The organism is Mesorhizobium sp. M0621, from assembly GCF_040320745.1.
GTDB lineage: Bacteria > Pseudomonadota > Alphaproteobacteria > Rhizobiales > Rhizobiaceae > Mesorhizobium.
Genome location: NZ_JAMYQF010000018.1, coordinates 20949 through 45865 on the forward strand (window position 1 = coordinate 20949; position 24917 = coordinate 45865).

General features: G+C 63.7%; 21 protein-coding genes. 7 read left to right on the forward strand and 14 right to left on the reverse strand.

Annotated elements, in window-relative coordinates:
* Positions 1-212: 212 nt before the first annotated feature.
* From NKI38_RS14855 to NKI38_RS14865, 3 genes are read left to right on the forward strand one after another with little or no spacing between them, the layout of a single operon-like run.
* On the forward strand, positions 213-1796 hold the full coding sequence (locus NKI38_RS14855; protein WP_352658746.1) for a sugar ABC transporter ATP-binding protein: 1584 nt from the start codon (positions 213-215) through the stop codon (positions 1794-1796).
* Positions 1793-3109, forward strand: coding sequence for an ABC transporter permease (locus NKI38_RS14860; RefSeq protein ID WP_352658748.1), 1317 nt, complete (start codon positions 1793-1795; stop codon positions 3107-3109). Before NKI38_RS14855 ends, NKI38_RS14860 begins: the two co-directional genes overlap by 4 nt.
* A complete protein-coding gene (locus NKI38_RS14865; RefSeq protein ID WP_352658750.1) occupies positions 3106-4074 on the forward strand; it encodes a substrate-binding domain-containing protein in 969 nt (322 codons plus the stop codon). The genes NKI38_RS14860 and NKI38_RS14865 overlap by 4 nt, the downstream gene beginning before the upstream one ends.
* A 42-nt stretch (positions 4075-4116) precedes the next feature.
* Here the strand turns inward: NKI38_RS14865 and NKI38_RS14870 are convergent, their stop codons facing one another.
* The 6 genes from NKI38_RS14870 to NKI38_RS14895 are packed head-to-tail and all read right to left on the reverse strand — an operon-like array spanning position 4117 to position 11247.
* On the reverse strand, positions 4117-4578 hold the full coding sequence (locus tag NKI38_RS14870; RefSeq protein ID WP_352635922.1) for a MarR family winged helix-turn-helix transcriptional regulator: 462 nt from the start codon (positions 4576-4578) through the stop codon (positions 4117-4119).
* On the reverse strand, positions 4575-5159 hold the full coding sequence (locus NKI38_RS14875; protein WP_352658752.1) for an amino acid synthesis family protein: 585 nt from the start codon (positions 5157-5159) through the stop codon (positions 4575-4577). Before NKI38_RS14875 ends, NKI38_RS14870 begins: the two co-directional genes overlap by 4 nt.
* Positions 5152-6033 (reverse strand): UPF0280 family protein, encoded by an 882-nt coding sequence (locus NKI38_RS14880; protein WP_352658753.1) that lies wholly within the window; start codon positions 6031-6033, stop codon positions 5152-5154. The genes NKI38_RS14875 and NKI38_RS14880 overlap by 8 nt, the downstream gene beginning before the upstream one ends.
* Positions 6033-7574 carry a 6-hydroxynicotinate reductase gene (locus NKI38_RS14885; RefSeq protein WP_352658755.1) on the reverse strand — a complete coding sequence of 514 codons (1542 nt, stop codon included), beginning with the start codon at positions 7572-7574 and terminating at the stop codon, positions 6033-6035. The genes NKI38_RS14880 and NKI38_RS14885 overlap by 1 nt, the downstream gene beginning before the upstream one ends.
* A complete protein-coding gene (locus NKI38_RS14890) occupies positions 7571-10366 on the reverse strand; it encodes a molybdopterin-dependent oxidoreductase (protein ID WP_352658873.1) in 2796 nt (931 codons plus the stop codon). Before NKI38_RS14890 ends, NKI38_RS14885 begins: the two co-directional genes overlap by 4 nt.
* Positions 10367-10383: 17 nt before the next feature.
* On the reverse strand, positions 10384-11247 hold the full coding sequence (locus NKI38_RS14895; RefSeq protein ID WP_352658757.1) for an FAD binding domain-containing protein: 864 nt from the start codon (positions 11245-11247) through the stop codon (positions 10384-10386).
* Positions 11248-11507: 260 nt separating this feature from the next.
* Here NKI38_RS14895 and pncA point away from each other — a divergent pair, with 260 nt between their 5' ends.
* Both pncA and NKI38_RS14905 read left to right on the forward strand, forming a co-directional pair.
* On the forward strand, positions 11508-12122 hold the full coding sequence (pncA, locus tag NKI38_RS14900) for a bifunctional nicotinamidase/pyrazinamidase (protein WP_352658759.1): 615 nt from the start codon (positions 11508-11510) through the stop codon (positions 12120-12122).
* 49 nt (positions 12123-12171) lie between these two features.
* Complete coding sequence (locus tag NKI38_RS14905) at positions 12172-13581, forward strand: sodium:proton antiporter (protein WP_352658761.1); 1410 nt, start codon at positions 12172-12174, stop codon at positions 13579-13581.
* Here the strand turns inward: NKI38_RS14905 and NKI38_RS14910 are convergent, their stop codons facing one another.
* From NKI38_RS14910 to gcvA, 8 genes are all read right to left on the reverse strand, one after another.
* Positions 13582-14316 carry an ABC transporter ATP-binding protein gene (locus NKI38_RS14910; protein ID WP_352658762.1) on the reverse strand — a complete coding sequence of 245 codons (735 nt, stop codon included), beginning with the start codon at positions 14314-14316 and terminating at the stop codon, positions 13582-13584.
* The gene (locus NKI38_RS14915) at positions 14313-15038 is read right to left on the reverse strand and encodes an ABC transporter ATP-binding protein (RefSeq protein ID WP_352658764.1); all 726 of its coding nucleotides are present in this window, start codon (positions 15036-15038) and stop codon (positions 14313-14315) included. The genes NKI38_RS14910 and NKI38_RS14915 overlap by 4 nt, the downstream gene beginning before the upstream one ends.
* The gene (locus NKI38_RS14920; RefSeq protein WP_352658766.1) at positions 15035-15997 is read right to left on the reverse strand and encodes a branched-chain amino acid ABC transporter permease; all 963 of its coding nucleotides are present in this window, start codon (positions 15995-15997) and stop codon (positions 15035-15037) included. The genes NKI38_RS14915 and NKI38_RS14920 overlap by 4 nt, the downstream gene beginning before the upstream one ends.
* The gene (locus NKI38_RS14925; RefSeq protein WP_352658768.1) at positions 15994-16875 is read right to left on the reverse strand and encodes a branched-chain amino acid ABC transporter permease; all 882 of its coding nucleotides are present in this window, start codon (positions 16873-16875) and stop codon (positions 15994-15996) included. The genes NKI38_RS14920 and NKI38_RS14925 overlap by 4 nt, the downstream gene beginning before the upstream one ends.
* A gap of 301 nt (positions 16876-17176) precedes the next feature.
* Positions 17177-18481, reverse strand: coding sequence for an ABC transporter substrate-binding protein (locus tag NKI38_RS14930; protein ID WP_352658770.1), 1305 nt, complete (start codon positions 18479-18481; stop codon positions 17177-17179).
* A 154-nt stretch (positions 18482-18635) separates the two neighbouring features.
* The gene (locus NKI38_RS14935; protein WP_352658772.1) at positions 18636-20078 is read right to left on the reverse strand and encodes a hypothetical protein; all 1443 of its coding nucleotides are present in this window, start codon (positions 20076-20078) and stop codon (positions 18636-18638) included.
* Positions 20079-20263: 185 nt separating this feature from the next.
* Positions 20264-21568, reverse strand: a complete 1305-nt coding sequence (pncB, locus tag NKI38_RS14940; protein WP_352658774.1) for a nicotinate phosphoribosyltransferase — start codon at positions 21566-21568, stop codon at positions 20264-20266.
* 160 nt (positions 21569-21728) lie between these two features.
* On the reverse strand, positions 21729-22703 hold the full coding sequence (gene gcvA / locus NKI38_RS14945) for a transcriptional regulator GcvA (RefSeq protein WP_352658775.1): 975 nt from the start codon (positions 22701-22703) through the stop codon (positions 21729-21731).
* Between the two features lie 265 nt (positions 22704-22968).
* On the opposite strand from gcvA, the gene speB reads away from it, so the two are divergent.
* Positions 22969-24030 (forward strand): agmatinase, encoded by a 1062-nt coding sequence (speB, locus tag NKI38_RS14950; RefSeq protein ID WP_352658776.1) that lies wholly within the window; start codon positions 22969-22971, stop codon positions 24028-24030.
* Between the two features lie 80 nt (positions 24031-24110).
* Positions 24111-24917, forward strand: coding sequence for a transporter substrate-binding domain-containing protein (locus NKI38_RS14955; RefSeq protein WP_352658777.1), 807 nt, complete (start codon positions 24111-24113; stop codon positions 24915-24917).

A 24917-nucleotide genomic window follows, 5' to 3' on the forward strand; every position in this document is an offset into this window, starting at 1 on the left:
CCGTGGATTTTCGCTTCTTAATCCGCTTGAATGCTGCCATTTCGAAACGTTTCGCCGCCCTCTATGTGCCATACCTACGGAATCTTGCGGTTTTTCGCAAGAATTGAAATGCATCAGTCCAGCGTTATCAGATAGCGGCTTGACATGATCGAAACGTTTAGATTAGCGTTTGGATGAGATTTGACGAGGACGGAAGGGAGGCCGCCATTGTCATGGAGCACGCGAGTTCCCTTTCCCCGGAGCACAATGCGGCGGATCGGTCAGAGACCGTTCTGAGCGCCGAGCGCATCTCCAAGAGCTTCGGCGGCATCGCCGCGCTGGTCGATGTCGGCTTTGAGCTGCGGCGCGGCGAGGTCCATGCCCTGATGGGCGAGAACGGCGCCGGCAAATCGACGCTGATGAAGATCCTCTCTGGCGTCTACACCGGCTATGAAGGCACGGTCAGCGTCGATGGCCGTCCCGTCAGCTTCGCCGGCGTGCGCGACGCCGAGGATGCCGGCATCGCCATCATCCACCAGGAACTCAATCTCGTTCCCGAACTCAGCGTCGCGGACAACATTTTCCTCGGCCGCGAGAAGCTCATTGCCGGGCTGATCGTCGACCGCAAGGCGAGCAGCCGCGCGGCGGGCGCCCTTTTGCAGCGGCTCGGTATCGAACTCGATCCGCAAGCTCGCGTCGGCGCCTTGCGCGTCGGCGAGCAACAGCTGGTCGAGATCGCCAAGGCGCTGTCGATGTCGGCACGTATCCTGATCATGGATGAGCCGACCTCGGCGCTGTCGCCGGCTGAATGCCAGCGGCTGTTCCGCATCATCCGCCAGCTTGCCGACAGCGGTGTCGCCATCGTCTACATCTCACATCGCATCGACGAGGTTATGCATCTGGCCAGCCGCGTCACCGTGTTTCGCGACGGGCGCCATGTGCTGACCGAGCCGATGGCCGAACTCGACGAGGATGCGATCATTTCGGCGATGGTCGGCCGCAACCTGCTGGCTTCCTCCGAGGGGGAGCGCGGCCCCAGCGGCAGGATCGTGCTTTCAGTCGAGAACCTGTCGCTGTCGAAACCCGATGCCCATGGCTGGCGCACGGTGATCGACGGCGTCGGCTTCGATCTTGCCGCCGGAGAAATCCTTGGCATTGGCGGGCTGCTGGGCTCTGGCCGCACCGAGATCCTGGAAGCGATCTTCGGCTCGAGCGATGGCCGCACCGGCGGCGAAATTCAAGTCGACGGCCGGCCCGTGGATATCCGCTCGCCGCGCGACGCGAGACGGCTGGGCATCGCGCTGGTGACCGAGGACCGCAAGACGCAAGGCTTGCATCTGCAGGCCTCGATCACGGACAATGTGGCGCTGCCATTGGTCGGATCGCTGGCGCGCTTCGGCATCCGCTCGCTGGCAGGCGAGCAGGGGCTGGCGCGGCAGGCGGTCAAGGCGCTCGGCATTCGTTGCCAGGACATCGACCAACCCGCCGGCACGCTGTCGGGCGGCAACCAGCAGAAGGTCGTCATCGGCAAATGGCTGGCGACCAAGCCAAGGGTGCTGTTGCTGGACGAGCCGACGCGCGGCATCGATGTCGGCGCCAAGCGCGAGATCTACGACCTCATCTTCCAGTTGGCGCGCGACGGCCTCGCCATCGCCGTCATCAGCTCCGAACTGCCGGAGCTTCTGCATCTCTCCGACCGCATCCTGGTAATGGCCGATGGCCGCCAGACAGGCATTCTTTCCCGCGATGCGGCCAGCGAGGAGGCCATCATGCGCCTCGCCGCACCGCGTCGGACCATATCGAGATCAGCCGCATGACTGTCCTGAAACTCCTGTCCCAAACCAAGCTCTATTGGGGCCTGATCGCCATCTTCCTGATCGGCGTGCTGGGCTCGCCGATGAGCTCGAAGGGCAACAACATCTTCCTGTCCTACGGCAATCTGCTCGACGTGTTGCGCCAGGTGTCGACCACCGGCCTGATCGCTACCGGCATGACGGCGGTGATCATCACCGGCGGCATCGATCTTTCGGTCGGCTCGCTGATGGCCATCTGTACGGTGGTCTGCGCCATGCTGCTGACCGTTCCTGGCGTGACGCCGGGCGTCGTTCTGGGCGTGCCGACCGTCGCCTTGGTGGCGCTTTGCCTCGGCTTCGTCGTCACCCGCTTCATCTTCCAGAACCTCGTAAAATCCCGTGCCGGCGCCGATGTTGCCCGAGAGGTCAGGCTTGACGGTGTTCGCGGCCTGGTCACGCCCGCCGTCGTCGGCGTGGTCCTGTGCTGCCTGTCGCTCTGGTTCCTGCTGCCGCAGATCGAGCCGAAATTCGGCGTGCTCGGCGTGCTTCTGGTGGCGCCATGCGTCGGGTTGTTGTTCGGCGCGCTCAACGGCTTCATCATCGTTGCCGGACGGCTGCAGCCCTTCATCGTCACGCTGGCGATGATGGTGACGGCGCTCGGCATCGCCCGCCTGACCGCCGGCCAGAACAATGCGGTGCTGCCAGTCTATACCGGCTCGAACGCCACCGCCGATTTCGAGATGCTGCGCTCGCTGGTGTTCGGCGTCATCCCGATGCCCGGCCTGTTCTTCCTCGGCGCCATCCTGATCTATGGCGCGGTGCTGCGCTTCACGCCGTTCGGCCGCTATGTCTATGCCATCGGCGGCAATGAGGAGGCGGCGCGCCTCTCCGGCATCGCAGCCGGACGCGTCAAGATCGCCACCTATGCCATTTCCGGCCTGCTCGCTGGCATCGCCGCCGTGCTCTATGTCGCGCAGTACCGGCAAGGCAAGCCGGATGCCGGCGCCGGGCTGGAGCTGGACGCCATCGCCGCCGTCGTCATCGGCGGCACTAGCCTGATGGGCGGGCGCGGCAGCCTCACCGGCACGTTCTGCGGCGTGCTGATCTTCGGGCTGCTCTCCAATATCCTGCAGCTCCACAACATCAATTCGAACCTTCAGCTGGTGCTGAAGGGGATGATCATCATCGGCACCGTGCTCGTGCAGGAACGCAATGCCGGTGATCTCCTGGCCTATCTGCGCCTGCCAGGCGGGCAAACGGCGCGCAAGGAAACGGCCGCGGCAAAGCGGCCGTCACAAGAGACATCGTCTCTCAATCTCGGAGGAAACAAAAAATGAAACGACGTGACATGCTGAAACTTGCCGCCATGACCGCGGCACTGCTGACCACCACCGCGCTCATGACCAGCGGCAATGCCTTCGCCCAGGACAAGAAGTGGAAGATCGGCTTCTCCCAGGTGACGACCATCGAGCCCTGGCGCGCACAGTTCAACAAGGACATCCTGGCCGAAGCCGCCAAGCATCCGGAGGTCGAGCTGATCATTACTGACGGCGAGGACAAGACCGAAAAGCAGGTCGCCGATGTCGAGAACCTGATCCGTCAGGAGGTCGACGCACTGCTGGTGTCGCCGAAGGAATCCGCCGGCCTGACCGGCGTCGTGCAGCAAGCGATCGATGCCAAGATTCCGGTCTTCGTGCTCGACCGCAATGTCGACACCAAGGACTACACCCAGTTCGTCGGCGGCGACAACGCGCTGATCGGCCGCGCGGCCGGCGAATATGCCGTCGAACTGCTCGGCGGCAAGGGCAAGGCATCAGGCAATGTCGTCGAGATCTGGGGCGGCATGGGCACCCAGCCGGCGCATGATCGCCATGACGGCTTCCATGAGTTCACCGACAAGGAACCGGGCATCAAATATCTGCTCGACCAGCAGTCGGGCGACTGGAAGCAGGACCAGGCCTACAATTTGATGGCCAATGCGCTGAAGAGCAACGAGAAGATCGATCTCGTCTATGGCCACAACGACCCGATGGCCTACGGCGCCTATCTCGCCGCCAAGGATGTCGGCCGCGAGAAGGACATCAAGTTCATCGGCATCGACGGTTTGCCCAACGAAGGCGTGCAGATGGTGAACAAGGGCGAACTGACGGCGACCTTCACCTATGTCACCCCCGGCGCCGAAGGCCTGCGGCAGGCGATCAAGTTCCTCAATGGCGAGAAGGTCGAAAAGACCATCACCTTGCCGACCGAGAAGATCACCAAGGAAAACGCCGCCCAGGTGCTGAAGGACAACGGCCTCTGATCTAAACTTCCTGCCGGGTGCTTTTGCGCCCGGCAGATCCGCCTACGCCAGCTTCGCCAGCAGCTTCATGAAGGTGGCGATCTCCTTGGCTGAGAGCGGCGCCAGTGTTTCCTGGGTGATCTCGCGGGCAAGCGGGATCAGGCGCTCGATCGCATCGCGGCCTTCCGCGGTCAGGTTGACCAGCAACCGCCTTTTGTCGGCCTCGTGCTTGGAAAGCTCGACCAGGCCGCGCGCCTTCAGTCGGTCGATGACGCCCTTCACCGTCGCCGCATCCATGGCGATCAGCGTGCCGAGCTGGTTCTGCGAGGTCTCGCCGACATCGCGCAGCTTGGCGAGTGCTGCGAATTGCGGCGGCGTCAGGTCGCCGATATGCGCGGCAAAGATCGAGACATGGCGCTGATGCGCCTTGCGCAGGATGAAGCCGACCTGCTCCTGCAGGAGGTAATCGTGTTCCTCAGGCTCTTCGACCTCGACGAGCTTGAGCAGATTGTCCTCGGCGCTCATCGCAGCCCGTCCCAGGCCTTGATGTCCTTGGCTGCCAGCCCGCCCATGCGGTCGTGCACGCGCGGGCCGCAGGTCATGGCGAGGCAGAACAGGATCTCGTCGGGACGCGGCCCGTCATTGATGCCGACTTCCATAGCGTCGAAATGGCTGCGCACATAGGCGGCGTTGATGTGGCCGAGCGGTACGTCGAGCTTTGAACCGAAAGCGCCGACCTTCTTCGCCGACGGCACGATCGCCTTGGCGTCGCCGAGCCGTTCGCGCATGGCGTAGCCGCCGGGCACATGCCAGAGCGCGCCATGCTCGAGTTCGCCCGATGTGCCGACAATGGCGCCCTTGCCATAGCCGTCGATTTGTTTCACGTCGCCGCCGAGCGCAGCGATCAGCCGGTCGGCGAGCACCAGGCCGAGCGGCTTCAGATCGTCCATGGCGCTCTGCAAGTCCTCGACATAGCGCCCGGCGAACGGGTTCTTCACCAGCGCCATGGCGGCGGCGCGGCGGCGCGGCACTTGGGCCACCGGCCCGCCCTCGTGAAAGATCTCTTCGGTCAGCACCGCGATTTTGCGGATCGGAAACTCAGGCATGGGCAACTTCCTTCCCTGGGATTTTGTTGGGCGCGGCAAGCGCCATGGAACCACTGATGCGGGTCTGGCCGGCAAGGAAGAGCGCCGATGCGGCGATCAATCCCCTGCGGCGGAAATCTTCGGCAACGGCAAGCCCGCTGTCCAGCGCCGTGGCGATTTCATCCGATGAAAGCCTGCCGACCTCTTGCGTCGCCAGGCGGTCGCCAAGGTCGCTGTCCGGCGCCAGATCGCGCGCCGGCACACGGCGGATGGCCGGATGGCCGGGCAGATCGACGGCATTGGCGATCAGCGTCGCGGCGGCGTCGGCTTCGGCTCCGGTCTTCGCGAGCACGGTGACGGCGTCGGCAATGCCCAGCGAAAACGAGCGCCCGCGCCAGCCGCTGGTGGCAACGCCGCGCACGCTATCCTCGGCGCGGATGATGATGCGGTCCGCAAGACCGTGTCCGGTGCCGGCGATGGCAAGCATCATGGACTGGCCGGTGCCGAGGTGGATGGCGCTATCGCCGCCATTGTTGACATAGGCGCGATCGAGCTGGCGACCCTCCAGCAGCGCATCAAGCATTTCGTCGGCTACCGAACCGGCGACGGCGGCCATCGGCGTGATGAATTTTTCCGCCAGCGGCACAACTGCCGCCTCCATGCGCCGTGCTGTCGACCCGGAGAACAGACGGGGGCGCAATGACGCGGGGCGTCGCAGGTCTGGAAGTTCATCAACCAGTTCGGTCAGAATGGTCTGGAACCGAGCTGCGGCCTGTTCATAGGCCAAGCGGCGTTCGTGCGCCTCGCCAAAGGCCTCGACGATCAGGTCGATCGGCCCGTGGTTGAGATGCAGCCGCTTGCCGTCCTGCAGCCAATGCGCTTGCGGGCCTTGCATCACCCGGTCTCGTTCGACGCAGCGCGGCGCAATTGCGCCAGCGGCGGCCATGGATTGCCGGCCGCAGCAGCGGTGCCGCGTCGCGGGTTGAGGTATTCGCCGCCCTTGGCGACGATATCCTCGACGCTGCGGATCTCGGCCTCGTGGCCGCCCAACCTGATGTAGTCGTCGCGGCGCAGGGTGAATTCGATCGGCGCCACAAGTGCGGGGGTCGGCACATAGCCGAAGGCGCCTTCCGGCACCCTTGTGACATCGACCATCAGCGTGATGCCGCCGCCCGGCCAGACATAGACCGGCGCGCCGCCGACCGTCACATAGGTGGTCAGGCCTTGCACCGAACGGGTCAGGTTGACCGGGTTTTCGGTGACGCCGGCGCGCAGCGAACCACCGGCGCCGCCGATGAACAGCACGGTGCACAAAGCCGGTTCGCAATTGTCCTCGATCAACTCGACCGATTTCTGCAGCCGTTCGGGAAATGGCTTCTGCACCGGCTTCAGCTCGTCGTCGAGCTCGTAATAGGCGAACTGCTCGCCGGTGGTCGAAACCATCAGCAGCGACAGGCCCGACCGCGCGCCCTTCTTGGCATTCCATTCGCCGAGGATCGACAGCGGGTCGGATATGCTGGTGCCGCCCCAGCCGAGGCCGGGTTCGGAAACCTTGAAATAGCGGCCTGGTGTCGAGCGGCGGCCGATGATTTTTATGCCAGTGTCCTGCCAGCCCAGCACCTTGCCGGCCTGATGCTCGGAAACGACGCCGGTGATGTGGTCGTCAACCACCACCACCTCGTCGACGAGGCCGCGCCATTGCGTGGCGAACATGCCGATGGTGGCCGAGCCGCAGCCGACGCGCATGCGATGTTCCTGCTTGCTGTCGATAACAGGCGGTTTGCCGGCTTCGACGATGATGGTGGCGCCGCCGTCGATGGCCAGTTCCACCGGCTTGCGGTTGCACAGATTGAGCAGCGCGTCGCAGGTGGCGCGTCCCTCGGCCTTGGAGCCGCCGGTCAGATGATGCACGCCGCCCAGCGACAGCATCTGAGAGCCATATTCGCCTGTCGTGACATGACCGATCGCTTCGCCTTGCGATCTCACCACAGCCGTTTCGGGCCCGATATGGCGGTCGGTGTCGATCTTCACCTTGACGCCGCAATAGGAGAAGATGCCCTCGGTAACGACCGTGACGAGATCGACGCCCTCGACCTCCTGGCTGACGATGAAGGGGGCCGGCTTGTAGTCGGGATAGGTTGTGCCGGCGCCGATGGCGGTGACGAAGCGGCGACCGGTGTTGATAAGTTCGCCGTCCCATGTCTCGCCCTCGGCAACGAACGGCACGATTGCCGCGCCGGCCTCCGCCGCATGGTCGAGGATGGTCAGCGGGTCCATGCGCACGATGCTGCCGCCGATATTGCCGTAGCGGTCGCAGGCGCCGGTGCGCCCGTCGGCGATGTAGCACATCACCGGACAGGCATCGCAGCGGATCTTCTCCGCCACCAGCTTCTCGCCGGGATCGTGGGTTTCGAAGCGTTCGGCAAGCTCGCTCATCGGGCTGCCTCCTTTTCGCGAATGGCGGCGCGGATACGCGTCGGCGTCGCCGGAACCTTGGTGACCAGGACGCCGGTGGCGTGGCGGATGGCGTTGAGGATCGCCGGCGCCGTCGGGATCAGCACATGCTCGCCCAGCCCCTTGGCACCAAAGGGTCCTTCCGGATCCGGAACTTCTATCAGGATGGTCTCGATCGGCGGCACGTCGCCGATGGTCGGAATGAGATAGTCGTGCAAATTCTCGGTGCGGCCGGGAATATACTCTTCCATCAGCGCCATGCCGATGCCTTGCGCAATGCCGCCTTCGATCTGGCCTTCGACCAGCAGCGGATTGATCGCCTTGCCGACATCGTGCGCGGCGGTGATCTTGATCAGCTTGACCGTGCCGAGCTTGAGGTCGACCTCAAGTTCGGCGATCTGTGCGCCATAGCCATAGACGGCGTAAGGTTTGCCCTGTCCCTTGGCATCGAGTGGCAGCGTCGGCGGGTCATAGGTCTCCTCGGCACGGAAGACGAAGCCTTCGGCATCCACGTCGAGCGAGGCGAGTTCGATACGGCGCGTGGCTTCACCTTCGCGGATGGCGATCGCCGGGCCGTCGAGTTGCAGCGATGCCTTTTCGGACACATTGGCGAAACGCAGGATCTGTTCGCGCAAGGCTCGGCCGGCCTTCTCCGCCGCCCTGCCGGTGACGAAGGTCTGGCGCGAGGCCGATGTCTTGCCGGCGTCGGGAGTGATAGCCGTATCGCCGCTCTTCAGCTGGAATTTTTCCAACGGCAGGCCGAGCGCGTCGGCGCAGATCTGGGTGATGACGGTGTTCGAGCCTTGGCCGATGTCGACTGCGCCCTGGTGCAGGATGACCGAGCCGTCTGCAGCGATGCCGACGCGAATGGTCGACGGATTGGGCAGCGAAGTGTTGCCGCAGCCATACCAGCAGGACGCGATGCCTACGCCGCGCTTTTTGTCTCTGTTGGCACTGTTGAACGCATCCGCGTCGGCTTTCGCGCGCGCCCAATGCGGCCGCAGCGATTCGAGGCATTCGGCGATGCCGACGCCTGAGTCCAGAAGCTGCCCGGTAACCGTTTCGGACCCGTTCCGAAGGCAGTTTCTCAGCCGAAAGTCGAGCCTATCCATGCCGAGCTTGCCGGCCAGCTCGTCATAGAGCGTCTCCTGCATGATCGTCGCCTGCGGCACACCGAAGCCGCGGAAGGCGCCCGAAATCGGCCCATGCGTGTGAATGGCCCGGCCCTCGGCCCGATAGTTCGGCGTCGCATAGGGTCCGGACGCATGCACCGGGACGCGGTTGGCGACCGTCGGCCCCCAGCTTGCATAGGCGCCGGTGTTGAAATCGCCTTCGAAGATCATGCCGGTGACAAGGCCATCGGCATCGGCGCCGATGGTCGCTTTCATCTCGGCCGGGTGGCGCTTGGTGGTCGAAATCATCGATTCGGTGCGGGTGTAGGCGAGTGCCGCCGGCCGCCCCGTCTTCAGCGCCACAAGGCCGATCAGCGGCTGCAGCGAGACATCGAGTTTCGAGCCGAAACCGCCGCCTGTCGCCGTCGGCACGATGCGCACCTTGTCGACGGCAAGGCCGAGCACCTTCGCCGTCTCGTCGCGATCCATATAGGGCGCCTGCGTGCAGGCAACGACGACCAGAGTATCACCGTCCAGATACGCATAGCCGGCTTCCGGTTCGATATAGGCGTGCTCGACATAGGAGGTGTCGATGGCGCCGGACACCGTGAACGCCGCGCCGGCGAGAGCCGTCTCGGGGTCACCGTGTTCGACGAAGCCGGCAGTAAGCAGGTTTGCCGGCCGGTTGTCATGAATGAGCTTGGCACCGCCGGCTCTCGATTCGCGCGGCTGCAGAAAATGCGGCAATTCGGTCCAGCGAACCGGAAAATCCGACATGTCTAGATCGAGGATCGCCTCGCGCTCGCCGGCAACGAGCGCCACCGCCTCGCCGCGCAGGCGAGCAAACCCTTCGGCCAGCGCCGGCTGGTCGGCGAACGGCCCGATGACGCCGAAACAGTTCTTGCCGGGAATGTCGGCGGCAGTGAAGACACCGGCGATGCCGGGATGTGCCTTCGCCCAGCCGTCGAGGTCACCGAAGGCGAAGCCGGCGTGATAATGCGGCGAGCGGACCACCAGCACGGCCAGCGCGTCGGCAGGGAAAGAATCGCCGCCGAATTTTTCACCGCCGGTGACTTTTGGCACGCCGTCGAGCCTGACGGGGGAGGAGCCGATCGCCTGGCCGGATTGAGGCAAGCGGAAATCGAGGCTTGCCGCTTGCTGCGACGCATCCATCACCGCCGCGATGATCTTCCGGTAGCCGGTACAGCGGCACAGAATCCCGCCCAGCGCGTCCTGCACCTCGGTCTCGGTCGGACTGGGCTGCTTGTCGAGCAACGCCGTTGCCGCGACCAGCAGCGCTGGCGTGCAGATGCCGCACTGCGCCGCGCCATGGGCAAGGAACGAGGCTTGCAGCGCCGACAACCGGCCATTGGCGAGGCCTTCAACGGTTGTAACCGACGTTCCGGCAGCGGACGCAGCCGACATCAGGCAGGCGCAGACGGGATCGCCGTCGACCAGCACCGTGCAGGCACCGCAATCGCCGGCATCGCAGCCGACCTTGGTGCCGGTCAGCAGCAATTCGTCACGCAGTACCGAGGACAGCCGGCGCAGCGGCGGTACGTTGACCGAGATGGCGTCGCCATTGACCTCGAAGGCGATATCGGCCCGTGCCGCGCCGAAGTCAGGCAGGACGTTGCCCAGATCGGGCAGGGCTTCACTCATTTCTGTCTGAACCTGGCTCATGCCGCCGCCACCTCGTCGTCAGTCGTTCGCCCCACGGCCGCGAGCACTGCGCGTGCAACGATCTCGCGCACCGCATCGAGCCGGTATTCGGCGCTGCCGCGCACATCGGCAATCGGCGACAGCTCGCCCATCGGCGCGGACTGGACCGCGTCGGCAAGTCTGCCGTCCACCGGTAGCCCGCTCAGCGCGGCCTCGACGCCGGCCAGCCGCTTGGCCACCACCGAGCAGGAGCCGGCGGCGACGGCCGCTTGCCGGACAGTGCCGTTGTCGACGACCAGACGCGCCGCCACCATGGCGATGGAAATGACGAGGTAGCGCCGTGCGCCGAGCTTGACGAAAGCCGACGTGCCAGTGGTAGCGCCTTTCGGCACGCGAATGGCCGTCACCATCTCGCCTGGAAGCAGAGCCGTGCGGCGGTTGCCGAGAACGAAGTCCTGCAGCGGGAGATGCCGGGTCGCCGTCGCTGACCGCAGTTCGACCTCGGCATCGATAACCAGCAGGGCCGGCACGCCGTCGGCGGCTGGCGACGCGTTGCAGAGGTTGCCGGCGACCGAGGCGACGTTCTGGATCTGCGCCGAGCCGACCTCTCGCGCCGCCTGTTTCAGCGCATCGAAGGCTGGCGGCAAGGAATGGCGAATGATATCGGTCCAGGTCGTACGCGCACCGATGACGAAGTGATCGTCCGTCTCGGCAATGCCGCGCAGCGCCGCCAGGCCGTTGATGTCGAGGACATTGTCCCGGAACGGTTTGCTTCCCTGCGCCGGATAAAAATCGGTGCCGCCGGCAAGAATGCGCCAGGCTCCCTCGCCAAGCAAAGCGAGCGCTTCGTCGACCGAGGTGGGTTTCGCGTAACGGATCACGCCTAGCCTTCCAGAAAAGAGGTCTTCCAGAACCGGTATTTCGAAAGATCCGGCCGGCATCGGCGGCCGGGGGAATTCATTCGTATGCAAATGATATCAAGCCAGCAGGAATTGTCAAAGCCGGAGTTTGCGACCACTCGGTCGGCACGCATTTGTTATGCCTTGAGAGGTTGACGCCGCGGCCCTTCTGGTCAAGTTTCTGCGTCCGGTCGCGTCAGCGGCATTTTCCACTGGAGCCTGCATACGGAAGAGGAAAGCCCATGGCCGACGAAGCGCTTGTTGTCATCGACCTGCAGAACGACTTTTGTCCGGGCGGCGCGCTGGCGGTTGCCGGCGGCGACGAGATCGTGCCGCTGGTCAACGACCTGATCCGACACACCGACCATGTCGTGCTGACGCAGGACTGGCACCCCGCCGGCCATTCGAGCTTTGCCTCCAGTCATCCAGGCGCGCAGCCTTTCACGATGATCGAAATGCCCTACGGCCAGCAGACGCTGTGGCCGGACCATTGCATCCAGGGCAGCCTGGGCTCTGATTTCCATTCCGGCCTCGCCTGGACCAAGGCCGAGCTCGTCATCCGCAAGGGATTTCGGCCTGATATCGACAGCTACTCGGCCTTCTTCGAGAACGACCGCACGACGCAGACCGGCCTTGCCGGCTATCTCCGGGAACGCGGCATCGACACGCTGACCCTGGTCGGGCTGGCGACCGATTTCTGCGTTGCCTTCTCGGCGCTGGATGCCGTTAGCCAGGGCTTCAAGACCACCGTCAGGCTCGATGCCTGCCGTGGCATCGATCTCAACGGTTCGCTCGATACGATGCTGCACCGCATGCGCGACGCCGGTGTGACGCTCGAAGATCCCTTATCGGATTAACCGGATCGTGGGGCGCAAGAAGGGCTTCTTACCGACCGCAACGGATGTGATGGCGGGTGCCGCAATCGCTGTCACAATGCTCTTTCCGGCACAGGCGCTGGCTGCGGAAGCGCACAGCCTGCCCGGCGCTGCGATGTCGCTGTGGTGGGCGCTGCCCTTCGCCGGACTGCTGTTGTCGATAGCCACTGGTCCGCTGCTGTTCCCTCATGCCTGGGAGCATCACTACGGCAAGATCGCAGCCCTGTGGGCAGCGCTGGTGATCGTGCCGCTGGCGCTTGCCTTCGGCGTCCCCTCGGCGACCGAGGCGGTGTTGCACGCGCTGCTTACCGAATACATGTCGTTCATCATCCTGCTGTTTGCGCTTTTCACCATTTCAGGCGGCATTCTGGTCGCCGGCAACATTCACGGCACGCCGCTGGTCAATTCCGGGCTGTTGCTGGTCGGTGCACTACTCGCCTCGGTCATCGGCACGACCGGCGCCTCGATGATCCTGATCCGTCCGATCCTGCGCGCCAACGACGCCAGGCCGTTCAACGGCCATGTCGTGATCTTCTTCATCTTCCTGGTCTCCAACATCGGCGGTTCGCTGACGCCTTTGGGCGACCCGCCGCTGTTCGTCGGTTTCCTCAGAGGCGTTGATTTCTTCTGGACGACAGCCAACCTCTGGCGCGAGACGCTGTTCGTCGGCGGTGTCGTGCTGGTCGTCTTCTTAGGCATCGACATCGTCCTGCACCGGCGCGAGGCTGGCGCGCCGAAGATCAAGGATCCGACGCCGGACACGAAGGTGCGTCTGCGCGGTCTCGCCAACCTTCCGCTGCTGGCCGGCGTGATCGGCGCGATCCTGCTGTCGGCTACCTGGAAGCCGGGAGTGAGCTTTTCCGTGTTCGGCGTGAGTCTCGAGCTGCAGAACCTGGTGCGCGACGCCGTCATCCTTGCGCTGGCCCTGCTGTCGCTTCCCCTCTCCTACAAGAGCCACCGCGAGGCGAACGGCTTCAACTGGGGGCCGATCGCTGAAGTCGCAAAGCTGTTTGCCGGCATCTTCATCTGCATCGTGCCGGTCGTCGCCATCCTGAGAGCCGGGCATGACGGCGCGCTGGCGCCATTGGTCGCCCTCGTCACTTCGCCCTCGGGCGCGCCCAACGACCTCGCCTATTTCTGGCTGACCGGCGCGCTGTCGTCCTTCCTCGACAACGCGCCGACCTATCTGGTGTTCTTCGAGCTTGCCGGCGGCGACCCACGGCACCTGATGACGGAATTCGCCTCGACGCTGGCGGCGATCTCGGCCGGCGCGGTGTTCATGGGCGCCAACACCTATATCGGCAATGCGCCGAACTTCATGGTCTACGCCATCGCCCGACATCGCGGCGTGAAGATGCCGGGCTTTTTCGGCTATATGGCATGGTCGGGCCTGGTACTGATCCCGATATTTTTGGGTGCGGGTTTTCTGTTCTTCGGCTGATCAACCCACGCCGACATAGCGGCGGACCGCCGACGGGTCGGCGCGCAGTTGCTCGACATCGACCGTCTCGCGGTTGCGGCCGTTTTCGATGAAGGCAACGCGGTCGGCGACGGACAGCACCGCATCGACACGCTGTTCGACGAGGATAGTCGAAACGTCCATGTCACGCAGCTTCGACACCGTCTCGCGGATCTTGGCGATCATCGACGGCATCAGCCCTTCGGTCGGCTCGTCGAGCAGCAGAACTTGCGGCTCGAGGCAGAGCGCGCGCGCCATCGCCAGCATCTGCTGTTCGCCGCCGGACAGCGTACCGGAGCGTTGCCTCAGCCGCTGGCGCAGCAATGGAAAAAGGTCGAGGACGTTTTCCCGCACGGCCTTGCCCTTGCCGCGTGCCATTAGCCCGATCTCGATGTTTTCGGCCACCGTCATCTCGGCGAACAGCCGCCTTCCCTGCGGCACATAGGCGACGCCGACCTTGGGCACCTCATGCGCCGGCAGCCCGGTCAATTCCTGGCCGTCGAGCCTGACGGAGCCGGCGCTTGGCGGAACCAGCCCCATAATGGCCTTGAGCGTCGTCGTCTTGCCGGCGCCGTTGCGGCCGAACAGACACAGCACCTCGCCCTTGTTCAGCGTGAGGTCGAGGCCATAGAGCACCTGGACTTCGCCATAGAAGCAGTCGAGCCCCGAGATAGTCAGTGCTTGAGACTTCGCTTCGGCCCTGTTTGTTTCGGTCATGGGGCGGTCCCCAGATAGGCTTCCTGCACCGCGGCGTTCTCGCGGATCGCTTCGGGCGTGCCTTCGGCCAGAATCTTGCCGGCGTTGAAGACGGTGATGCGGTCGGCGAGCTGCATGACAACAGGCATGTTGTGCTCGATCAAAAGCACGGTGGCGTTTTTGGCGATTTCGCGCACCAGTTCGATGAAATTGTCGATCTCGCTGTCGGCCAGGCCTTGGGTCGGTTCGTCGAGGATCAGCAGGCGCGGCTTCAGCGCCAGGCCCATCGCCACTTCCAGCAGGCGCTGATGGCCGTAGGACAATTGCCCGGCCGGCATATGGGCACGGTCGGCAAGGCCGGTGCGTCCGAGCGCCGACATGACCCCGGCACGCACCGCGCCCTTCGAGCGGCCGTCGCTCAGGGTCCGCTGCACCGGAAGCGCGACATTGTCGTAGGCGGAAAGATTGGCAAAGACGCTGGTGATCTGGAACGTGTAGGCGATGCCTTGGCGAACCCTGATATAGGCCGGCTGGCTGGTGATGTCGGCACCGTCGAAGATTATCATGCCGGAAGATGGCTGGATGCGGCCGCTGACCAGGCTGACGAAAGTGGTCTTCCCTGCCCCGTTCGGTCCGATGACGGCGCGGATTTCACCCGGCATCAGTTCGAAATCGACGCCGTCGACGGCGCGCAGGCCGCCGAAGTTTCGGGACAGGCCCTTGGTGGTCAAAAGCGGCATCATGGCAGCCACCCGAGCCAGCGCTGGCGGATGCTGCCCAGAATGCCTTTCGGGAAAAACAGCACCAAAAGGATGAGCGCGATGCCGACGATCAGCAGATAGGCTGACGTGTAGCCGCTGGTGATGTCGATGACATAATACATGAACAGCGTGCCGATCAGCGGCCCAAGCGTTGTGGCGGCACCGCCCAGCAGCACCCACAGCAGCGGCAGGATCGAATACTGCACCGAAGCGAAACTCGATCCGACATAACCGAACAACAGCGCATAGGCGGCACCCGAGGCCGCGCAGATGGTGCCGGAGATGACGACGGCGGCGAGTTTGTTGGAGGAGGTATCGTAGCCGAGCATCTTCGTTCGCTCCTCATTCTCGCGGATGGCGACCAGCACGCGGCCATATCGGGAGCGGACGATCGCCAATGTGACGAGCAGCACGATGGAAAACAGCCCTAGCGCCGTCATGTAGCGCACGGTCGGATTGGTGAGTTCGAGCGATGTCGCGCCGAAGCTGAGCACGCGCGCCGGCTGCGGCACGACCATGCCCTGGTCGCCACCGGTCCATGTCGCGAAGTAGAGAATGAGGAGATAAAAAACCTGGGCGAACATCATGGTGACGATCATGAAGGCGACACCCGTGGTGCGCAGCGCCAACAGGCCGATCACCAGCGCCAGCACCGCGCCGCAGGCAATTCCGCCAAGGAAGGCCAATGGCACACTCCAGCCGAGCTGGATGACGGAAAGGCCGGCGCCATAGAGCCCGGCGGCAAAGAACATGGCGTGGCCGAGGCTGAGCAGGCCGACATAGCCGAACAGCATGTTGTAACCCATGGCAAAGACCGCCAGCACCATGATGCGGGCGAGCAGGCCGTGATAATAGTCCGGCAGCAGGAAGCTCAGCACGAAGAGCAGCGCGATGACGCCGAGATGCAGGGCATAGGCCTTTGCCGGCGAAGCTTCGCTCATCGCGATGCCGTCCCGAACAGGCCTTGCGGACGGAACACCAGCACCATGGCCACCAGCAGCGTGGCGATGATCTTGGCCAGCGTCGGCGAGAAGAACATCGAAATGATGCCGTCGGAGAGGCCGATCAGCACGGCGGCGACGACGGTTCCGCGCAGCGAGCCGAGGCCACCGATGATGACGACGATGAAGGAGAGCAGCAGCGGGTCCTGCCCCATAAGATAATGCGCCTGGCTGATCGGCACGATCAGCACCGCGGCGATGGCCGCCAGCAAGGCGCCGAGCGCGAAGACGCCGCCATAGACGCGGCCGACGGGAATGCCGAAGGCCTGCGCCGTCTCGCTGTCATACTGCGTGGCGCGCATGATGAGGCCGATTTTGGTGCGCGTCAGCACCAGCCATGTCGCGACCAGAAGAAGCGCGGAAGCGGCGATAATGGACAGCTTGTAGCCGGAGTAGCCGAACCACGGCAAAAGGATGCGATAGCTGAACGGCGGCTCCACCGGCCGCGCCTCCGGACCGTAGAAGGTCAGCGCCAGTTGCTGGATGATGTAGAGCATGCCGATGGTGGCAACGATGGTGGCTTCCGGATTGTAGTTGAGCCGGCGCAGCACCAAGCGTTCGGCGACCAGCGCGATAGCGCCGACGATCAGCGGCGCAATCACCAATGCAGCCAGGAAGCCGAGTGCCGGGTGGCCGCCGATCGCCGTGGTGATCGCCCAGGCGAGCACAGCGCCGAGCATGAAGAACTCGCCATGCGCGACATTGACGACGCGCATGACGCCGAACACCAGCGACAAACCAAGCGCAGTCAGCGCCAGCACCGCCGATGTGACGAGGCCTTCGAGGGCGGCGAGGAGGAGGTGCGGACCGAAGTGCATCGGCTACACGCCCAAGGTAGGCGCGAGGCGCACCCCCCTCTGTCCTACCGGACCCGGCCCTCCGCTGTCGCTCCGGGCGTTCGTCGTTCGAAAAGCCAAGCAATTGGCTTTCCGTCCGCTGCGCGGACCACTTCTCACCCCCCTCAAGGGGGGAGATTGGATTTCACCTAGGGTTTCGCCAATCGCCAACGCCGGCACATAAGCGCCGCCGCAAGAACCGCCGATCTCCCCCCTTGAGGGGGAGATGTCCGGCAGGACAGAGGGGGGTGGGCCGAAGGGCACTGCGCTTAAAGGACCAAGCCTAAAGCGCCTGCGTCGTATAATCCCCCTCGGCCTCGTAAAGCCCATCCTCGATCTTGGTCTTGTGCACGACCTTCAGTTTGCCGCCTTCGACCTTGGAGATGTTCTGGATGCCAAAGCACTGGTGGATCTTGCCGTTGAAGGTTTTCGGACCCTGCGGGTGCTCGGGTCCTTCGGCGAATTCGGTCAGAGCCTCGGTCGCCTCGACCAGCTTGGCGCGGTCTTCCGGGCCCTTGTAGCCGGCGTCTTCCATCGCTTTCTTGACGACGTAGAGCGTTTCCCAGCAGCCGAACATGTGGGCTGCGGTGGAGACGTCCTTGGGGTCGCCGACGGCGGCGCCATTGTCGTCGATGCCGACAGCGGCACGATAGGCCTTTTGCGCCTCGGAATCGTCTGGCTGCGCATAGCGCGGCGAGCCTTCCCAGAAATGACTGCCGTCGAGGAATTCGAGACCGGGGCTGTTGATGTCGGTGGCTTCGAGCGAATCGATGAAACCGAACAATTGCGGCCGATTGGAGCCGTAGAACTCGCCAAGCTCCTTGACGAAGGTGAGCACCGCCGGACCGACCATGACGTGATAGATCACCTCGGTCTCGGCCGGGATCTGCGGAAAGTACTTGGTGAAGGACGATTCGGTCGGCGGGATGGCGATTTGCGCGATCACCTCGGCGCCTTGCGCCTTCAATGCCGGCGGCAGGTAGTCGCGATGGTCGTAGCCGAAGGCGAAATCCGGGAAGATCTGCGTTACCTTCTTGCCCGCATTGGCCGCGATCCACGGTGCCATCGACTGGATCTGGCTCTTCACGTCGGTGATGCCGGGCTGGAAGACATAACGGTTCAGCTTGGTCGAGGCGACGTGGTGGCCTTCGCTGACGACGAAATAGGGCATCTTGTTTTCGCCGGCGGCTGGCGCCGAGCCGATGACGACATGCGAGAACAGCGTGCCGAAGACGATGTCGGTCTTGTGCTGGGTAGCGAACTTGCCCACCACCTCGGCGCCACGGCCCGGATCGGTGCCGTCGTCCTCGATGATCACCTCGACCTGGCGGCCATTGATGCCGCCGGCGGCGTTGATCGCCTTGACCGCGGCAGCCGTCGTCTTCTCGTACCAGCGGCCATAGGCGGCGCCGATACCGGTGCGGTGCGACTGGAAGCCGATCTTGATCGGCGCTGAGCTCTGCGCCTGGGAATAGCGAACGAAGCCGGGAGCGACGGCGAGGCCGGCGCCCGCGGCCAGACCCTTCAGCGCTGTGCGGCGGGTGAGGGCAGTCTTGGAGAGGTCGAAAAATCCGTTCTTGTCAGCCATGTTCGTTCCCCTGTTTTTCAGTCTTGACCAACGATAAGGCGGCTTTGGCATCCTCGCTCAGAGGACGCAAAAAATTGCATGTGTACAAACTAAATCACCAAAGCCTTGACGTGGCAAGCGAGCTTTCCCCAACGACATCGGGGCCGCCCTTTTCTCATCCGCCGGTTGGCGTGGCAAGCAACCAGAGGCCGAAGACCGTATAGGCGATCATCAGCAAGGTAAGCGGGAACTGGCTGAGTGCCGCGCGGGAGGGCTGCAGGTGTAGGCGCCATGCGAAGCCATGGGCGACGAGGACGGCTAGCACATGGCCTGATACGATGGCGCCGGCCTGGACATTCCACAGCCACCACGCCGAGTCCGCCCCGGCAACGATGCCGGCCTCGATCTGCAAGTCGGCGGTGCCGAAGAGGTTCCAGCCCAGCGCGAACGGGTCGGAAAGCGCCGCAAGCGCATATTGGCCGTCGACGAGCAACACCATCAGATAATGCGCGACATGATAGGCGAGCGCGATCGGCACGATCGACCACACCAGCAGGCCAGCCGCCTGGCCGAGAGTGTGATCGCTGCCGGCGAGACGCTGGCCTAACCAGACGGCGAGCAGGAACACCGCCGCAAGCAGGACGAATGTCAGCACGAGCCCGAGCGTGCCGCTGCCGATAACCGCGGTGCGGCCGGGAAATTCGAGCGGATTGATGCCGAACAGGCCGAGCCAGAAGAAGGTTTTCGACAGGCCGTCGAAGGATACCGACGATAGGGCCAACAGCAGGAAGGCGATGCCGCTGATCGGCAACGGCTCGGCGGTAAGCAGTTTGGCGCCCGGCCAGCATAGCGAAAGCCGGCCGTCTTCGTTCCGTACCACGATTGCGAAACGCGCCACCATCGAGAAGAAAATCGTCAGGAATTCGCCGCTGCGGCTCCAGGAGCGATAGCCGAACGCCAGCATGGCCAGGAAAGAGAACAGCCAGTAGAGGCCGGCGGCTAAGGCCAGCCGCGCCGGATCATCCGGCGCCGGATCGATGAGTTCAAACCAGGCGAAGGCGAAGAACAGTATCACTGCCAGCCAGCAGCCGAGCCATCGAGGCAGGTGCCATGTCCCTTCATTGTTTCCGCCCAACAGGCGCGAGGCAAGACGCCACGGCCCATACCACGGGTTGAGCCAGGACCAGAGATCGCCGGAGACACCCTGCAGCAGCGCAATGCCAGCCCACAGCAGGGTCCAGATCACCAGAGGCAGTGGGTTGGAGAGCGGGTCGCGGCTGCCGAAAAGGCCGGCGGCGATGAGAATTGCAAAGCCGGCAAAGGATATCAGGCTGACGGTGATTCGGGAGGCGTCGCCAAAGGCGAAAAGCGGCAGGCGCCGGCGCCAGAAACGATCGAGCCAATCCGCCGGCAGCAGTGCCAGCACGAGGAAGCTGACGGCCACAGCGAAGGCGCCTCCGACCAGATAGTAGCCGGTCGGCAGGAGCAGGACGTGGCCACGGTCGGAGGCGTGGGCGAAGGCGGGGGTGGGGAGGAAGCTTAACAAAGCCATGAGGCATGGGGGCGCAACTCTCGCAGGAAGGCACTCTACGGCGCCCCCCTCTGTCCTGCCGGACATCTCCCCCTCAAGTGGGGAGATTGGCAGTTTCTCTGATCGGCGCCTCTTTCGCTGCGTGGGGGATTGGCGAAAGCCGAAGTGACAGCCAATCTCCCCACTTGAGGGGGAGATGTCCGGCAGGACAGAGGGGGGCGCCAAGGAACTCATGCTATCCAAGATAGCTATCTTATCGGCCCCACCACCCCTCACACCTTGACCAGTTGCTCCACGCGGTCCTTCTCGCCAAAGATCCTGATATAACGCTCGATCTCTTTCTCGTCACCCGTCGCCTTGGCCGGATTGTCGGAGAGCTTGACCGCCTGCCTGCCATTGGCTTCGGTGACCTTGCAGACCAGCGAGATGGCATCCAAGGCGTTGGTTTCGGTCGGCGCGCAGCCTTCGAAATCATTGGTCAAATTGGTGCCCCAGCCGAAGGACATGCGCACCTTGCCTTTGAAGTGGCGGTAGGTCTCCTCGATGGTTTCGACCTCAAGCCCATCGGAGAAGATCAGCAGTTTCTGCCGGGGATCCTTGCCCTTGTTGCGCCACCAGGACAGGATTTTTTCGCCGCCTTCGATCGGCGGCGCGCTGTCGGGGCGGAAGCCGGTCCAGTCGGCCACCCAGTCCGGCGCATCGCGCAGGAATGACGCGGTGCCGAAGGCGTCCGGCAGCACGATCAGCAGATTGCCGCCATAGTAGCGCTGCCAGTCCTGCAGAACCTTGTAGGGCGACTGTTTCAGCTCCTTTTCGGAATTGGCCAGCGCCGCGAACACCATCGGCAACTCATGCGCGTTGGTGCCGAGCGCTTCGAGGTCGTTGTCCATCGCCAGAAGCACGTTGGAGGTTCCGGTGAACGCCTCGCCAATGCCTTCCTTCAGCGCTTCGACGCACCAGCGCTGCCACAGGAAGGAATGCCGCCGGCGCGTGCCAAAGTCCGAGATGCGGATGCCTGGCAGCGCTTTCAGCCGCTCGGTCTTGGCCCACATCTTGGCCTTGGCGCGGGCATAGAGCACATCGAGCGCGAACGGCCCGAACGCCCGCATGGCCGCGCGAGATCGGAGCTCATTGATAATAGCCAGCGCCGGGATCTCCCACAGCGTGGCGTACATCCACGGTCCGCTGAAGGTCAGTTCGTACTGCCCGTCGCGCTTCGACAGCTCGTATTCGGGCAGCCGGAAGCCTTCCAGCCAGGCGAGGAATTCCGGTTCGAAGATCTGCTTGCGGCCGTAGAAATTGTTACCGCCGAGCCAGATCATCTCCTTCTTGGAGAAGCGCAGCGTGCGGGCATGGTCGAGCTGTTCGCGCAGTTCGCCTTCATCGATCTCGTCGGCCAGCCGCACAGAGGTGGTGCGGTTGATCAGCGAGAAAGTCGTGTCGACCTTGGGATACATGCCCCAGATCATCTGCAGCATCAAAAGCTTGTAGAAATCCGTGTCGAGCAAGCTGCGCACGATCGGATCGAGCTTCCAGGTGTGGTTATAGACCCGCCGCGCAATATCGGTCTTAGCCATGTTTCAACACCGCCTTTGCTGTCTGCAATCCACAACCGCGACAGGCCTCATAGCATCGAATTGGCCAAAACGCTGCCCGGTTTCCGGCTGGCCCGACAAAAAGAAAACCTTGCATGGACTGAGAGACCGCCGACGGCGCGCCGCACGCCGCAAGCCGGCGTCAGGTCCCGGTTTTGGCGCCGATGACCCTGAGCGCGGGACGCTTGCGGCGGCTGACGATGCGCCCCGCCACCGGTGCATCGGCGCGGCCGTCATCTCCGGCTTTCTCGGCAAACAGCCAGTCGATGAACACCTGCACGATTGGCGTCGCCTTCATTTCGTTGCGGCAGACGACATAGAAATCGTCGACAGCCGGCACCGACAGGCTGAACGGCGCGACCAGCATACCCCTGGCCAGCAGCGCGCTCGCCGTCACGGAGTCGCCCAACGCCACGCCATGGCCATGCACCGCCGCCTCGGTCGCCATGCGCGCATCGCCGAGGTGATGGCGGCGGCCCCGCTCCAGGTCCAGCGCATCGGCGGCTGCCAGCCAGGTGTGCCATTCGCGGCCGTCGTCGCCATGCAGGAAGACATGGTCGGCGAGATCCCTGACGCTGCGGATCGGGCGGTTGTTGATCAAGGTCGGGCTGACCACCGGAAACAGTTCGAGGCCCGACCATTTTCGCATCCAGCAATCGGTCCAGCTGCCGTCGCCATAATGCACGCAGACATCGATGTTCGGCGCCCGCAAATCCCTGGGGTCGTTCGAGGGAATAAGCGTCAGCCTTATGTCGGGATATTGCGCCATGAAACTGCCGAGCCGCGGTGTCATCCACAGCAACAGCAGCGCGGGCACGCAGGAGACTGAAAGTGTGCCGCTGCTCGCCGGCCTTGTCATGCGCTGGGTGGCGGCGGCGATGCTGTCGAAGGCGGTCGAGACCGCCGGCAAGAGTTCGGCGCCATGCGGTGTCAGTTTGACCCGCTGGCCGACCCGCTCGAACAGCTTGACGCCGAGCGACTGCTCGAGCGCCTTGATCTGGTGGCTGATGGCGCCATGCGTGACATTCAGCTCACTGGCCGCCTTGGTCAGCGAGCCATGCCGGGCCGTTGCTTCGAAGGCGCGCAGCGGATTGAGGGGCGGCAGGCGTTTGGGCATGAGCATCCATTGAAGCACGATCCCGAAAAATGGAGCCCGGTTTTCGGATGAGATCGTGCTCAGAGTTCATTGTGAGATTTTCTCACAGAAAACACCTTAACAATATCAATTGATTTTTCAATGCGGCTGCCGGACACTTGAGCCCGGAACAGCTTCAAGACGTGAAATCTGCAGGCAGCCAGCGGGACAGCGACCCGGCCGGATGACGGTCGCTTCGCCAGGCATCACCAACGGTCGCACTGCATCAGCCGGCAGGAGAGCGGATATGGGTTATAACAGCGGCAAACTCGACGCGTTGCGTCGCAAATATGGTGAAAGCCATGGCGGCGAGATGTTCGACCCGAAGTTCCGCAAGGTCGCCGACAAGATCTTTTCCAAGAGCGGTACACGGCTGGCGCCTTATTCCGGCATTCCGACCTTCCTCGCCGCCCCCTACCGCGAAATATCGGCCGACAATCCGGATTTCGGAGATTTGCAGGTGGCGATGATCGGCGTGCCGATGGATCTCGGCGTCACCAATCGGCCGGGCTCGCGCTTCGGGCCAAGGGCGCTGCGCGCCATCGAGCGCATCGGCCCCTACAATCACGTGCTGGAATGCGCGCCGACGCATGAACTTCGGGTCGCCGACATCGGCGATACGCCGTTCCGCAGCCGCTACCGGCTGGAAACCAGCCATGAGGATATCGAGCGCCGCACCAACCAGATCGTCGATGCCGGCGTCATCCCGCTTTCGATCGGCGGCGACCATTCGATCAGCCATCCGATCCTCAAGGCCGTCGGTAAGAAGGCGCCGGTCGGGCTGATCCACATCGACGCGCATTGCGACACCAGTGGCCTGTTCGACATGACCAAATTCCATCATGGCGGGCCGTTCCGCAACGCCGTGCTCGACGGCGTGCTCGATCCGACGCGCACGATCCAGATCGGCATCCGCGGTTCGGCCGAATATCTGTGGGAGTTCACCTACGAATCCGGCATGACCGTGGTCCATGCCGAGGAGGTGACCGGGCTCGGCATTCCCGCCATCATCGAGAAGGCGCGCAAGATTGTCGGCGACGGCCCGACCTATGTCTCCTTCGATATCGACAGTGTCGATCCGGCCTTCGCGCCCGGCACCGGCACGCCGGAAGTCGGCGGGCTGACGACGCGCGAAGTGCTCGAACTGCTGCGCGGCCTCAAGGGCCTCAATATTGTCGGCGGCGATGTCGTCGAAGTGGCGCCGCAATACGACGCCACCACCAACACCGCGCATGCCGCCGCACAGGTGCTGTTCGAGATATTGAGCCTGATGGTGTTCAGCCCGGCAATCACAGGCAAGGGCGCCTGACGTTTAGAAAAGCAAAGGCGGCTACCGCGCTGGAGCCGGTGGCCGACCCAAACAAACAAAGCTTCCAGAGGGGAATAAAAATGACGACCCGAAAGACATTTGCATCCATCGCCGCCATGCTGGTGCTCAGCACCACTGGTCTCTCATTCGCCACCCAGGCCGCCAGCGCCGATGCGCTGGCGGATATCACCAAGGCCGGCGCCATCAATGTCGGCGTCTTCGCCGATTTCCCGCCCTTCTCCTCGGCCAGCGCCGATATGAGCCTCAAGGGCTATGACATGGATGTCGCGCAATACATTGCCGACACGCTCAAGGTGAAGCTCAATCCCGTCGCCGTCACTGGCCAGAATCGCATCCCGTATTTGAACGACCATCGCGTCGATCTCTTGATGAGCGTCGGCTATTCGAAGGAACGCGAGCAGGTCATCGACTTCGCTGTCGCCTACGCGCCCTACTACATCGCCGTGATCGGTCCGGCGGCACTTTCGGTCAAAGGCAAGGAAGATCTCGCCGACAAGTCGATCGCCGTCAACCGCGGCACGCTGGAAGACACCTCGCTCACCGAGGCAGCCCCCGCGTCGGCCGACATCAAGCGCTTCGACAACTACAATTCAGTGATCCAGGCCTTTATCTCCGGCCAGACCCAGTTGATGGTCGTCGGCAACGACGTCGGCGCGCAGGTGCTGGCCAAGCAGGACGCGCTGAAGCCGGAGCAGAAGTTCCAGCTTCTGACCTCGCCTTCGCATATCGGTCTCAACAAGAACGAAGATAGCCTGAAGAAGGCGGTCAACGATGCCGTTGCCAAGATGCTGGCGGACGGCAAGCTCGACGAAAGCTCGAAAGCCTGGTTGAAGACGCCGCTCAATCCCGACAACCTCAAGGATTGA